Origin of the sequence: Streptomyces sp. 4F14, assembly GCF_048159485.1 — a bacterium.
In the GTDB taxonomy this organism is placed as follows: Bacteria; Actinomycetota; Actinomycetes; order Streptomycetales; family Streptomycetaceae; genus Streptomyces.
Map to the genome: position 1 here is coordinate 161,749 of NZ_JBLRVY010000020.1, position 13,726 is coordinate 175,474.

Annotated in this window: 9 protein-coding genes; all 9 read right to left on the reverse strand. The window is 67.3% G+C overall.

Annotation, left to right across the window (positions count from 1 at the left end; all coding sequences use genetic code 11):
• Window positions 1-474 carry a DUF1707 and DUF4190 domain-containing protein gene (locus tag ACLZOT_RS30890; protein WP_416972399.1) on the reverse strand — a complete coding sequence of 158 codons (474 nt, stop codon included), beginning with the start codon at window positions 472-474 and terminating at the stop codon, window positions 1-3.
• A 570-nt stretch (window positions 475-1,044) separates the two neighbouring features.
• Window positions 1,045-4,944 (reverse strand): DNA-directed RNA polymerase subunit beta', encoded by a 3,900-nt coding sequence (locus ACLZOT_RS30895; protein ID WP_416972400.1) that lies wholly within the window; start codon window positions 4,942-4,944, stop codon window positions 1,045-1,047.
• A gap of 94 nt (window positions 4,945-5,038) precedes the next feature.
• Window positions 5,039-8,524, reverse strand: a complete 3,486-nt coding sequence (gene rpoB / locus ACLZOT_RS30900; RefSeq protein ID WP_416972401.1) for a DNA-directed RNA polymerase subunit beta — start codon at window positions 8,522-8,524, stop codon at window positions 5,039-5,041.
• A 537-nt stretch (window positions 8,525-9,061) separates the two neighbouring features.
• On the reverse strand, window positions 9,062-9,445 hold the full coding sequence (rplL, locus tag ACLZOT_RS30905) for a 50S ribosomal protein L7/L12 (protein WP_416972402.1): 384 nt from the start codon (window positions 9,443-9,445) through the stop codon (window positions 9,062-9,064).
• A gap of 124 nt (window positions 9,446-9,569) precedes the next feature.
• Window positions 9,570-10,100 carry a 50S ribosomal protein L10 gene (rplJ, locus tag ACLZOT_RS30910; protein ID WP_416972403.1) on the reverse strand — a complete coding sequence of 177 codons (531 nt, stop codon included), beginning with the start codon at window positions 10,098-10,100 and terminating at the stop codon, window positions 9,570-9,572.
• A gap of 299 nt (window positions 10,101-10,399) precedes the next feature.
• Entirely contained in the window at window positions 10,400-11,341 is a 942-nt protein-coding gene (locus tag ACLZOT_RS30915; RefSeq protein ID WP_416972404.1) for a hypothetical protein, read from the reverse strand.
• Between the two features lie 100 nt (window positions 11,342-11,441).
• Window positions 11,442-12,230: a hypothetical protein gene (locus ACLZOT_RS30920; RefSeq protein WP_416972405.1), complete on the reverse strand. Its 789-nt coding sequence runs from the start codon at window positions 12,228-12,230 to the stop codon at window positions 11,442-11,444.
• A 110-nt stretch (window positions 12,231-12,340) separates the two neighbouring features.
• On the reverse strand, window positions 12,341-13,066 hold the full coding sequence (gene rplA, locus ACLZOT_RS30925) for a 50S ribosomal protein L1 (RefSeq protein WP_055723461.1): 726 nt from the start codon (window positions 13,064-13,066) through the stop codon (window positions 12,341-12,343).
• 81 nt (window positions 13,067-13,147) lie between these two features.
• Window positions 13,148-13,582 carry a 50S ribosomal protein L11 gene (rplK, locus tag ACLZOT_RS30930; protein WP_355869241.1) on the reverse strand — a complete coding sequence of 145 codons (435 nt, stop codon included), beginning with the start codon at window positions 13,580-13,582 and terminating at the stop codon, window positions 13,148-13,150.
• Between the last annotated feature and the right edge of the window lie 144 nt (window positions 13,583-13,726).

Genomic DNA, 13,726 nt, shown 5'->3' on the forward strand with positions numbered 1-13,726 from the left:
TCACGCGTTCGTCCCGGCGATCAGCACCATCAGCAGGATGAACGCCGCCCACCCCGCGACGGACAGCCACCCCAGGATGATCCCGGCCAGGGCGAAGCCCTCGCCGCCCTCGCCGGTCCGTTTGATCTCCGTGCGGGCGGTGTGGCCCAGGATCACGGCCGGGATCCCCGTCAGCCCCATCGTCATGGTCGTGAGGACCCCGCACACCAGCGCCCCCACGGCCTTGCCGTTGGTCGGCGGCGCGGGCAACGGCCGGAACGTCCGCGGCACATACCCCTGCGGCGGCCCGAACTGCTGCACCGGCGCGGGCCCCTGCGGCAGATCCGCGACGATCAGCGACAACTCCCCCACGGTCCGGGCCTGATACGCCCGAGCCACCCGCTTCTCCAGTTCGTCGGCCTGCAACCGCCCCTCACTGAACCCGGCCCGCAGCACATCGACGGCCCGCTCCCGGTCAGCAGTCGACGCCAACATCCCAGAAGGCCCTTGCGACCCACCCTGCCCTTGAGCCGGCTGCCACGGCTGCCACGGCGTCGGATACGACACGGGACCTCCCCCGGACGGCACTTCTCTTACCCCTATCATCCCCCAACGCCCGACACACGCCCACGGTTCCGCCCACCACCGCCCTCCGCGAAGAAGCACGAAAAAGAACGCGCTCCCCGCCCAGCCTCCCTCTTCACGGCCGCCCACTCCACACCGACAGACCCTCCGCTCCCGGCGCGACGCCGACGGCGACAACTTCACCGGGCTCCGCTTCACCCGCACCCTCGGGCATACGGATCCGACAGCCGAAAAAGATTCTCCGACAAGCGGTACTCGAAGAACGTGCTGCCCTGGGCCATGAGACCCGCCCACCCTTGAAGATCGAATCGAGGTGATGACGTCCAGCGGAAGGGCTCCGGCAGGGAAGCGGCCACCAACCCCGCCGCTCTGATCCTCAAATCACTTCGCCCCGCCACCGCGCTGAGCGCCGCACAGCCAACGGCGTATACGCCGAAGGGCGGCCACCCCAAGAGGTGACCGCCCTTCCAGCACCAGGTCCTACTGGTTGTACGGACCGTAGTCGTAGTCCTCCAGCGGAACCGCCTGACCGGAGCCCGTGCCGAACGGCGAGTAGTCGATGTCGTCGTAACCGACGGCCGAGTACATCGCGGCCTTGGCCTCCTCGGTCGGCTCCACCCGGATGTTGCGGTAGCGGGACAGACCCGTACCGGCCGGGATGAGCTTACCGATGATGACGTTCTCCTTGAGGCCGATGAGGCTGTCGGACTTGGCGTTGATCGCCGCGTCCGTCAGGACTCGGGTCGTCTCCTGGAAGGAGGCGGCCGACAGCCAGGACTCCGTCGCGAGCGACGCCTTGGTGATACCCATGAGCTGGGGACGACCGGAGGCGGGGTGACCGCCTTCCTGGACGACCCGGCGGTTCTCGGTCTCGAACTTGGACCGCTCGACCAGCTCACCGGGCAGCAGCTCGGCGTCACCGGACTCGATGATCGTGACCCGGCGCAGCATCTGCCGGATGATGATCTCGATGTGCTTGTCGTGGATCGACACGCCCTGCGAGTTGTACACCTTCTGGACCTCGCCGACCAGGTGGACCTGGACCGCGCGCTGACCGAGGATGCGCAGCACGTCGTGGGGGTTGGTCGCGCCGACCGTGAGCTTCTGGCCCACCTCGACGTGCTCACCCTCACTGACCAGCAGACGGGCACGCTTGGAGATCGGGAACGCCGTCTCGTCGCTGCCGTCGTCCGGCGTGATGACGATCTTCTTGGTCTTCTCGGTCTCCTCGATCCGCACGCGGCCCTGGGCCTCGGAGATCGGGGCGACACCCTTGGGCGTACGGGCTTCGAAGAGCTCGACGACACGGGGCAGACCCTGGGTGATGTCGTCACCGGCCACACCACCGGTGTGGAAGGTACGCATCGTCAGCTGGGTACCGGGCTCACCGATGGACTGGGCGGCGATGATGCCGACCGCCTCACCGATGTCGACCAGCTTGCCGGTCGCGAGCGAACGGCCGTAGCACATGGCGCAGGTGCCGACGTGCGACTCGCAGGTCAGGATCGAGCGGGTCTTGACCTCCTCGATGCCGTGCAGGACCAGCTCGTCGATGAGGACGTCGCCGAGGTCGGTGTTGGCCGGGGCCAGCACACGGCCGTCGACGGTGATGTCCTCGGCCAGCATGCGGGCGTACACGGACGTCTCGACGTTGTCCGTCTTGCGCAGCACGCCGTCCTCGCCGCGCTCGGCGATGGCCAGCTTGAGGCCGCGGTCGGTGCCGCAGTCCTCCTCGCGGATGATGACGTCCTGCGAGACGTCCACCAGACGACGGGTGAGGTAACCCGAGTCGGCGGTACGCAGGGCGGTGTCGGCGAGACCCTTACGGGCACCGTGGGTGGAGATGAAGTACTCCAGCACGGACAGGCCCTCGCGGAAGGACGCCTTGATCGGACGCGGGATGGTCTCGTTCTTCGCGTTCGACACCAGACCACGCATACCGGCGATCTGCCGCATCTGCATCATGTTTCCTCGGGCACCCGAGTCAACCATCATGAAGATGGGGTTCGTCTTGGGGAAGTTCGCGTTCATCGCCTCGGCGACCTCGTTGGTCGCCTGCGTCCAGATCTGGATGAGCTCCTGGGTGCGCTCTTCCTTGGTGATCAGACCGCGCTCGTACTGCTTCTGGACCTTCTCGTCCTTGGCCTCGTACCCGGCGACGATCTCCTTCTTCGCCTCGGGGACGACCACGTCGGAGATGGCGACGGTGACACCGGAGCGGGTCGCCCAGTGGAAGCCGGCCGCCTTCAGGTTGTCCAGCGTCGCGGCGACGATCACCTTGGGGTAGCGCTCGGCGAGGTCGTTGACGATCTCGGAGAGCTGCTTCTTGCCCACCGAGTAGTCGACGAACGGGTAGTCCTCGGGCAGCAGCTCGTTGAAGAGCGCGCGGCCCAGCGTGGTGCGCAGCCGGAAGCTGTCACCCTGCTGCCACTCGGGCTCGTCCTCCTCGCGCGCCGGCGGGGTCCAGCCACGGGGCGGGATGGTGCCGACGGGGAAGCGGATGTCGACCGGCGACTGGAGAGCGAGCTCCCCGGCGTCGAACGCCATGATCGCCTCGGGCACCGAGGAGAAGGAGCGGTCCTCGCCCTTGGTGTCGCGCAGCTCGCCGTCGGTGGTGAGGAAGAACAGACCGAGGACCATGTCCTGGGTCGGCATCGTCACCGGGCGCCCGTCGGCGGGCTTGAGGATGTTGTTCGAGGACAGCATCAGGATGCGGGCCTCGGCCTGCGCCTCCGCGGACAGCGGCAGGTGGACGGCCATCTGGTCACCGTCGAAGTCCGCGTTGAACGCGGTGCACACGAGCGGGTGGATCTGGATGGCCTTGCCCTCGACGAGCTGCGGCTCGAACGCCTGGATGCCGAGGCGGTGCAGGGTGGGCGCACGGTTCAGCAGCACCGGGTGCTCGGCGATGACCTCTTCGAGGACGTCGTACACGACGGTGCGGCCACGCTCGACCATCCGCTTGGCGGACTTGATGTTCTGCGCGTGGTTCAGGTCGACCAGGCGCTTCATCACGAACGGCTTGAAGAGCTCCAGCGCCATGGCCTTCGGCAGACCGCACTGGTGCAGCTTCAGCTGCGGGCCGACGACGATCACGGAACGCGCGGAGTAGTCCACGCGCTTGCCGAGGAGGTTCTGACGGAAGCGGCCCTGCTTGCCCTTCAGCATGTCGCTGAGGGACTTGAGCGGGCGGTTGCCGGGGCCCGTGACCGGGCGGCCGCGACGGCCGTTGTCGAAGAGGGCGTCCACGGCCTCCTGGAGCATGCGCTTCTCGTTGTTCACGATGATCTCGGGCGCACCGAGGTCGAGAAGCCGCTTCAGGCGGTTGTTGCGGTTGATGACGCGGCGGTACAGGTCGTTCAGGTCGGAGGTCGCGAAGCGGCCACCGTCCAGCTGCACCATCGGACGCAGGTCCGGCGGGATGACCGGGACGCAGTCCAGGACCATGCCCTTGGGGCTGTTGCTGGTCTGCAGGAACGCGGAGACGACCTTGAGGCGCTTGAGCGCGCGGGTCTTCTTCTGGCCCTTGCCGGTGCGGATGATCTCGCGGAGGCGCTCGGCCTCTTCTTCGAGGTCGAAGGACTCCAGGCGCTTCTGGAGCGCGGCGGCGCCCATCGAGCCGTCGAAGTAGGTGCCGAAGCGGTCGCGCAGCTCGCGGTAGAGGAGCTCGTCGCCCTCCAGGTCCTGGACCTTGAGGTTCTTGAACCGGGTCCAGACCTCGTCGAGGCGGTCGATCTCGCGCTGCGAGCGGTCGCGCAGCTGCTTCATCTCGCGCTCGGCGCCTTCGCGCACCTTGCGGCGCACGTCGGACTTCGCGCCCTCGGCCTCCAGCTCGGCCAGGTCGCCTTCCAGCTTCTTGGCGCGGGCCTCCAGGTCGGAGTCGCGGCGGTTCTCGATCTGCTGGCGCTCGACCGAGACGTGCGCCTCCAGGGAGGGCAGGTCACGGGTACGGCGCTCGTCGTCGACGTACGTGATCATGTACGCCGCGAAGTAGATGACCTTCTCCAGGTCCTTCGGGGCGAGGTCCAGCAGGTAGCCCAGGCGCGACGGGACGCCCTTGAAGTACCAGATGTGGGTGACGGGCGCGGCCAGCTCGATGTGGCCCATCCGCTCACGGCGCACCTTGGCGCGGGTGACCTCGACGCCACAGCGCTCACAGATGATGCCCTTGAAGCGGACGCGCTTGTACTTGCCGCAGTAGCACTCCCAGTCCCGGGTGGGGCCGAAGATCTTCTCGCAGAAGAGCCCGTCCTTTTCCGGCTTCAGGGTGCGGTAGTTGATCGTCTCGGGCTTCTTGACCTCGCCGTGGCTCCACTGACGGATGTCGTCCGCGGTGGCCAGGCCGATCCGAAGCTCGTCGAAGAAGTTGACGTCGAGCACTATGCGTCAATCCCTCTCAGGGTTGTAAGTCATGGGGTCTGAAACGGGGGTCCTGGGGCCGGCCGGAGTCAGGCTGACTCCGGCCGGACTCCCGTCAGACCTCTTCGACGCTGCTCGGCTCGCGCCGGGACAGGTCGATGCCGAGCTCCTCCGCCGCGCGGAAGACGTCCTCGTCGGTGTCGCGCATCTCGATGGACATGCCGTCCGAGGACAGCACCTCCACGTTGAGGCACAGGGACTGCATCTCCTTGATGAGCACCTTGAAGGACTCGGGGATGCCGGGCTCGGGGATGTTCTCGCCCTTGACGATGGCCTCGTAGACCTTCACGCGGCCGGTGACGTCGTCGGACTTGATGGTCAGCAGCTCCTGGAGGGCGTAGGCGGCGCCGTAAGCCTCCAGCGCCCACACCTCCATCTCGCCGAATCGCTGGCCACCGAACTGGGCCTTACCACCCAGCGGCTGCTGGGTGATCATCGAGTACGGACCGGTCGAGCGGGCGTGCAGCTTGTCGTCGACCAGGTGGTGGAGCTTGAGGATGTACATGTACCCGATGGAGATCGGGTCCGGGAACGGCTCACCGCTGCGGCCGTCGAACAGCCGCGCCTTGCCGGTCGGCTGCACCATGCGGTCGCCGTCGCGGTTGGGGATGGTGTGGTTCAGCAGGCCCGCGAGCTCGTCCTCGCGCGCGCCGTCGAAGACCGGGGTGGCGACGTTGGTGCCCGGCGCGACCTGGTCGGCGCCGATGACCTGGAGCCGCTGCGCCCAGTCCTCACCGAGCCCGGAGACGTCCCAGCCGCGGCTGGCGAGCCAGCCGAGGTGGATCTCCAGCACCTGTCCCGGGTTCATCCGGGACGGCACACCCAGCGGGTTCAGGATGATGTCGACCGGCGTGCCGTCCTCCAGGAACGGCATGTCCTCGATCGGCAGGATCTTGGAGATGACACCCTTGTTGCCGTGCCGGCCGGCGAGCTTGTCACCGTCGGTGATCTTCCGCTTCTGCGCGACGTACACCCGCACGAGCTGGTTGACACCGGGGGGAAGCTCGTCCCCCTCCTCACGGTCGAAGACGCGTACGCCGATGATCTTGCCGATCTCGCCGTGCGGGACCTTCAGCGAGGTGTCACGGACCTCGCGCGCCTTCTCACCGAAGATCGCGCGCAGCAGCCGCTCCTCCGGCGTCAGCTCGGTCTCGCCCTTGGGCGTGACCTTGCCGACCAGGATGTCACCGGCGACGACCTCGGCACCGATGCGGATGATGCCGCGCTCGTCGAGGTCGGCGAGGACCTCCTCGGAGACGTTCGGGATGTCCCGGGTGATCTCCTCGGGGCCGAGCTTGGTGTCACGGGCGTCGACCTCGTGCTCCTCGATGTGGATCGAGGAGAGGACGTCGTCCTGGACGAGGCGCTGCGACAGGATGATCGCGTCCTCGTAGTTGTGGCCCTCCCACGGCATGAACGCGACGAGCAGGTTCTTGCCGAGCGCCATCTCGCCGTTCTCGGTGGCCGGGCCGTCGGCCAGGACCTGGCCGGCGATGATCCGGTCGCCCTCGTTGACGATGACCTTCTGGTTGACCGAGGTGCCCTGGTTGGAGCGGGCGAACTTGGCCAGGCGGTACGTGATGTACGTGCCGTCGTCGTTGGCGGTGGTGATGTAGTCGGCGGAGACCTCCTGGACCACACCGGCCTTCTCGGCCTTGACGACGTCACCGGCGTCGACGGCGGAGCGGTACTCCATGCCGGTGCCGACGAGCGGGGCCTCGCTCTTGATGAGCGGAACGGCCTGACGCATCATGTTCGCGCCCATGAGGGCACGGTTGGCGTCGTCGTGCTCCAGGAAGGGGATCATGGCGGTCGCGACCGACACCATCTGGCGCGGCGAGACGTCCATGTAGTCGACCTCGTCACCGGGGACGTAGTCGACCTCGCCGCCACGGCGGCGGACCAGGACGCGGTTCTCGGTGAAGCGCAGTTCGTCGTCGAGCGTGGCGTTGGCCTGCGCGATGACGAAGCGGTCCTCCTCGTCGGCGGTCAGGTAGTCGACCTCGTCGGTGACGACGCCGTCGACGACCTTGCGGTACGGGGTCTCGACGAACCCGAACGCGTTGACGCGGCCGTAGGAGGCGAGCGAGCCGATCAGACCGATGTTCGGGCCTTCGGGGGTCTCGATCGGGCACATGCGGCCGTAGTGCGAGGGGTGCACGTCACGGACCTCGAAGCCGGCCCGCTCACGGGAGAGACCACCCGGGCCAAGAGCCGACAGGCGGCGCTTGTGGGTGAGACCCGACAGCGGGTTGTTCTGGTCCATGAACTGCGACAGCTGGCTGGTGCCGAAGAACTCCTTGATGGAGGCGACGACCGGCCGGATGTTGATCAGGGTCTGCGGCGTGATCGCCTCGACGTCCTGGGTGGTCATGCGCTCGCGCACGACGCGCTCCATACGGGCGAGACCCGTACGGACCTGGTTCTGGATCAGCTCGCCGACGCTGCGCAGACGGCGGTTGCCGAAGTGGTCGATGTCGTCGGTCTCGACGACGATCGTCTGGCCGCTGTCGCCGACCGTCTCGGTCTCGCCCGCGTGCAGCTTGACGAGGTACTTGATCGTCGCGATGACGTCCTCGACGGTCAGCACACCGGCGTCGAGCGGCGCGTCCGCGGCGAGCTTCTTGTTCACCTTGTAGCGGCCGACCTTCGCGAGGTCGTAGCGCTTCGGGTTGAAGTAGAGGTTCTCCAGCAGCGTCTGCGCGGCCTCACGGGTCGGCGGCTCGCCCGGACGCAGCTTGCGGTAGATGTCGAGCAGCGCGTCGTCCTGGCCCTGGGTGTGGTCCTTCTCCAGGGTGGCGCGCATCGACTCGTACTCGCCGAACTCCTCCAGGATCTGCTCGGTCGTGTAGCCGAGGGCCTTGAGGAGGACGGTGACGGACTGCTTGCGCTTGCGGTCGATGCGGACACCGACCATGTCGCGCTTGTCGATCTCCATCTCCAGCCAGGCACCCCGGGACGGGATGATCTTGGCGGAGAAGATGTCCTTGTCGGAGGTCTTGTCGATGGAGGAGTCGAAGTAGACACCGGGCGAGCGCACGAGCTGCGACACGACGACACGCTCGGTGCCGTTGATGACGAAGGTGCCCTTGTTGGTCATGAGCGGGAAGTCGCCCATGAAGACCGTCTGGGACTTGATCTCGCCGGTCTCGTTGTTGGTGAACTCGGCGGTGACGAAGAGCGGCGCGGCGTACGTGAAGTCGCGCTCCTTGCACTCGTCGATGGAGTTCTTCGGCGGCTCGAAGCGGTGGTCGCGGAAGGTCAGCGACATCGACCCGGAGAAGTCCTCGATCGGGGAGATCTCCTCGAAGATCTCCTCCAGACCGGACTTGGTGGGGACGTCCTGACCCGACTCCAGAGCCGCCTCGACGCGGCTCTGCCAGGCGGTGTTGCCGAGCAGCCAGTCGAAGCTCTCGGTCTGGAGCGCGAGCAGGTTCGGAACCTCAAGAGGCTCCTTGATCTTTGCAAAGGAGATGCGCAGCGGGGCGGTGCTGGCGGCGTTGTTCGTATTCGCGGTCGAGGCGGTGCGCGAGGCGGCCAAGAGGGGGTCCTTCCGAGGGCTCGGACTCACTACGCGCTTCCCGGCCCCTCCCCGGCGCACAAACGACGAAAGTCCCAGCTCAGGGCCGTTTCAGTCGCTGATGCTCAAGTGAGGGCAGACCCCTGGTGACGGGCAGGGGATAGCTAACAGGCAGCGCAAAGGGACAGTGTAGCCATACGGCACACTGATGTCCAGCCCCGATTTTCAACAGCCCTCGTCGTCACTCACAGTCCTCGGCGCGCTTGCCCTGGGCGCACGGTCATCCTGCCCTCTTCGCCGTCGATCCATGCCTCGGATTCGGATCCTTGTGACGACGCGTCCTGAGAATTGCGCGCTGCGTGCTGTTCGTCAAGAGCCCCCCGCCCGAACAGAGGGTGTCCGCAGACACGACGAAGATCACCATACCCCTCGTGAACAGGGGTTCAAGGCAACCGTGGCCACGCTTCCAGGAACGCCGAAGAGCGACCACCCGGATGGATGATCGCTCTTCGCGGTGCTCGCGTTACAGCCCTGTCGGGCCGCGTTCGAGACTAGGTGTTACTTGACCTCGACCGTGGCGCCGGCGCCCTCAAGGGCTTCCTTCGCCTTGTCAGCGGCTTCCTTGTTGACCTTCTCGACGACGGCCTTCGGCGCACCGTCGACCAGGTCCTTGGCCTCCTTGAGGCCCAGGGAGGTGAGCTCGCGCACGACCTTGATGACCTGGATCTTCTTGTCGCCGGCACCGGTGAGGACGACGTCGAACTCGTCCTTCTCCTCGACGGCCTCAGCGGCGCCGCCAGCGGCACCACCGGCGACGACGACCGGCGCGGCAGCGGCGGCGGTGACGTCGAACTTCTCCTCGAACGCCTTCACGAACTCGGAGAGCTGGATCAGGGTCATGCCCTCGAACTCGGCAAGCAGTTCGTCCTGGGTGAGCGCCATGGTGGCTGCTCCTTCCACTTCTAGATCGGCAGGTGCCGGATGTATGTGTCTGGCGGGCGTTCGGCCCGCTACGACCGATGCGCTACGGCCGGAGCCTCACGCGGCGGTCATGATGCGAGCCGAGTTACTCGGCACCGCCCTGCTCTTCGTGCTTGGCGCGCAGCGCGTCCACGGTGCGGACGAGCTTCGACGGCAGCGCCTGGAAGAGGGAGGCAGCCTGGGACTGCTTGCCCTTCATGGCACCGGCCAGCTTGGAGAGCAGAACCTCGCGGGACTCGAGGTCCGCAAGCTTCTTGATCTCGTCGGCGGACAGCGCCTTGCCGTCAAGGACACCGCCCTTGATGACGAGGTTCGGGTTGTCCTTGGCGAAGTCACGAAGACCCTTCGCCGACGTCACCGGGTCACCGGTGATGAAGGCGACCGCCGTCGGACCGTTGAACAGGTCGTCGAGCGTGGAGATCCCGGCCTCGTTGGCCGCGATCTTGGTCAGCGTGTTCTTCACCACGGCGTACTGGGCGTCCGCACCGAGCGAACGGCGCAGCGTCTTGAGCTGCGCCACGGTGAGACCCCGGTACTCGGTCAGCACGGCGGCGTTCGAGCTGCGGAACTGCTCCGTCAGCTCGGCTACCGCTGCAGCCTTGTCGGGCCTTGCCATGAGCGTGGCCTCCTTCCGGGTGATGAGACCGCTCGGAAGGGGCTGGGGAAAACGAAACGCCCCGGCGCAGGCGCACGGGGCGTAGCTCGACCGGGACTCGCACGCCGCTGGGGCAGCGAACTCCGGGAGCACTTCCACGATCACCTGCGCGGGTCGTCCGCGTGTCAGCGGATCCTTCGGCCACCGCACATCCTGACGGACACACGGCAACGACCAGCGGTCTTTGGCTTCTCAAGGAGAGTACGCGACCGGATCCGCGCGGGGCAAATCCGGTCGTACGACGAGTACGGGCGCCCGGCTCAGGCGGCCGGGCTCTCCAGGCCCTCCAGGCCCGTCAGGTCGAGGTCGCTCTCGTCGAGGTCGAGGCCCTCCAGCTCGTCGCCGAGGCCCTTGAGCATCTCGAAGAGGTCGAAGGTGTCCTTGGCGGCGGGCGGGGTGACCTGGGCCTTCGCGCCGTAGTCGGAGAGCTTCATGCTCATCTTGAGCTTGCCGTCGGGGTGGTCCATCACGACGTCCATCCGGACCGGGAGGTCGTCCTTGTTGACCCAGACGTCCGTGTCGTAGCCCGTGAAGCCGGCCTTCTCGATGTTCTTGAGGAGCTTGTCGCGGTCGGCGGAGTCCAGGATGTCCAGGGACTTGCTGGAGGCCAGCATCTCCTTGACCGTGAGGAGGCCCTTGTAGTGGTCCGCCTCGGCGCCGTCGATCTTCTCGCTGCCGATGTGCTTGAGGTTCGGCGATTCGAGCAGGAGGGCGAGCTGGTCCACCGGGCTCTGGTTCATCTCCTGCAGGCCGGAGGTCATCTGCTTCTGGAGCGCCTTGTCGCCGGTGGCCTTCGCGGCGGCCATCAGGTCGAGCTTCATCCAGCGCTTGCCGTCCATGTCGGCGGCGGCCTTCGTCCCCATGTCCATGTACATGACGTTGTTCGCCATGATCATGCGGACGCTCTCGGGGTCGCCCGGCTCGCTGGTGAGTCCGTCGCCCTTCACGACGACGTCCATCACGGTCGGGTCCCAGCCCATGACACCGGTCATGGTGCTGTTGCCGCCGCCCTCCATGCTCTTCGGCATGGTCATGGTCATGTTGACCTTGGCGGACTTGGCCTCCGCGGTCTTCTTGAACGACGCCGTCAGCACCTGCGCGGCGGTCCGCTCCACGGTGTCGGAGCCGTTCCCGCACCCCACGGCGCCGGTCAGCACCAGGGCGGTCACACCGGCGGCGGCGGTCTTCTTCCGGACGTTCACAAGTCCCCCCACAGTCCCAGGAGCCTCCCCAGACTCCCCTGCATTTGATTTACCTGTGCCGAACCTTAGCCCGAGGCTCCCTTTACTGTCCCTGACGTTTTCACCCGCCCGACAGTTCCCGCACCAGCTCCGAGAAATCCGCGGTGTCCTTCGCCGGCGGCCGCTGCGCGCTCACCTTCGTGCCGTACTCCCCGTAGTACGCGGTCTGGCTGTACGGGCCGTCCGCGGTGGTCCCCTTCTCCACCTTCTTCACCAGCAGGTTCCGCTCGTCCACCCAGACGTCCACCCGCTCGGCCGTCACCTGCGAAGCGTCCGAGTCCACCGCCCCCGAGTAGTGCGTCGTACGCCGCCCCCGCACCGTCTCCGCGCCGACCTCGCGGACGTCCCCCGAGGCCAGCAGGAGCCGTACGGCGCGGTTCGGGGCGGTGTGGCGGAGCTGGTCCTGGAGGTAGGCGCCGGAGCCGCCCGCGAGGCGTTCCAGGTCGGCGTACGCGTACCGGACCCACTGCTTGCCGCCGGCCGCCTTCGCGAGCCGGGCGCCCGTGCGGGCGTAGTAGGCGTCCGGCAGATAGCGGGCCTCCGTCGAGGACACGCCCGCCTCACGCATCGTCTCCGCGACGCTGCCCCCGGTGTAGGTGAGGACGAGCGTCCCCGTGAGCCCCCGCGCCCAGGACACCGCTCCCTTCGCCGTGAGGGACATCAGCTTCCCCATGGCCGTGCTCGACTCGACCCGTGCCGATCCGGCGTCCGCGGTGGCCCGTTCGGCGCTGCGCAGGGCGGCGAGCGGCGCCTTCTCCGGGCCCGGTTCCGCCGGCGTGCACGCGACGCTTCCCGCCAGCAGGGCCAGCAACGCCCCCCACAGCCCCACCCGCGCCATCGGTCCCACCACCCCTGTGCGATCTCCGTTCCCGCACGTTAACCCAGGTCGGCGACAACGGGAACGGGCCCCACACCCGAAGGCGTGGGGCCCGTGTCCGACTACGAGGTGAGCGGTGAGGCTCAGACCGCGGCCGGGTCCTCCTCGACGAGGAGGTTGCGGGTGCGGTTGGGGTCGACCTGGATGCCGGGGCCGATCGTGGTGCTGATCGCGGCCTTCTTGATGTAGCGGCCCTTGGCGGCGGACGGCTTGAGACGCGTGATCTCTTCCAGCGCCGCGGCGTAGTTCTCCACCAGCTTCTCGTCCTCGAAGGACGTCTTGCCGATGATGAAGTGCAGGTTCGAGTGCTTGTCGACGCGGAACTCGATCTTGCCGCCCTTGATGTCCGTGACGGCCTTGGCCACGTCCGGGGTGACGGTGCCGGTCTTCGGGTTCGGCATCAGACCACGCGGACCGAGCACGCGGCCGAGGCGGCCGACCTTGCCCATGAGGTCCGGGGTGGCGACGACGGCGTCGAAGTCCAGGCGGCCCTTGGCGACCTCGTCGATCAGTTCGTCGGAGCCGACGATGTCGGCGCCCGCGGCTTCCGCGGCGGCAGCACGGTCACCGGTCGCGAAGACCAGGACCCGGGCGGTCTTGCCGGTGCCGTGCGGCAGGTTCACGGTGCCACGGACCATCTGGTCGGCCTTGCGCGGGTCGACACCCAGGCGGAAGGCGACCTCGACGGTGCCGTCGAACTTCGAGGTGGAGGTCTCCTTGGCGAGACGGACGGCCTCGAGCGGGGCGTACAGCTTCTCCCGGTCGACCTTGGCGTCCGCAGCGCGAAGGGCCTTGCTGCGCTTGCTCATTACTGCTCCTGTGAGGTTCTGGAGTCGTGGTCAGGGCCGAGCAGGCCCTCCCACTGAACTGCTCGGGAAGGGGGGAGGGACTCAGCCCTCGACGACGACGCCCATGGAGCGCGCGGTGCCGGCGATGATCTTCGCCGCGGCGTCCAGGTCGTTGGCGTTGAGGTCGGGGAGCTTGGTCGTGGCGATCTCGCGGACCTGCGCCTCGGTGATCTTGGCGACCTTGGTCTTGTGCGGCTCGCCGGAGCCCTTCTCGATGCCCGCGGCCTTGAGGATCATCTTGGCGGCCGGCGGCGTCTTGGTCACGAAGGTGAAGGAGCGGTCCTCGTAGACCGTGATCTCCACCGGGATGACCCAGCCACGCTGCGACTCGGTCGCGGCGTTGTACGCCTTGCAGAACTCCATGATGTTGACACCGTGCTGACCGAGCGCGGGGCCGACCGGCGGGGCGGGGTTCGCCGCACCGGCGTTGATCTGGAGCTTGATGAGCCCCGTGACCTTCTTCTTCTTGGGAGGCATAGCTCTCCGGGTCCTTTCGATTCGGGTCCTGCCCACGCTCGGGAATCACCCGGACGCAGGCATACCGCACAACGATAGCGGGTATAGATGCGCGGCCAAAAACCGAGCAGGTCAGACAAGCTGTGACAGCCTGTCTGACCTGGC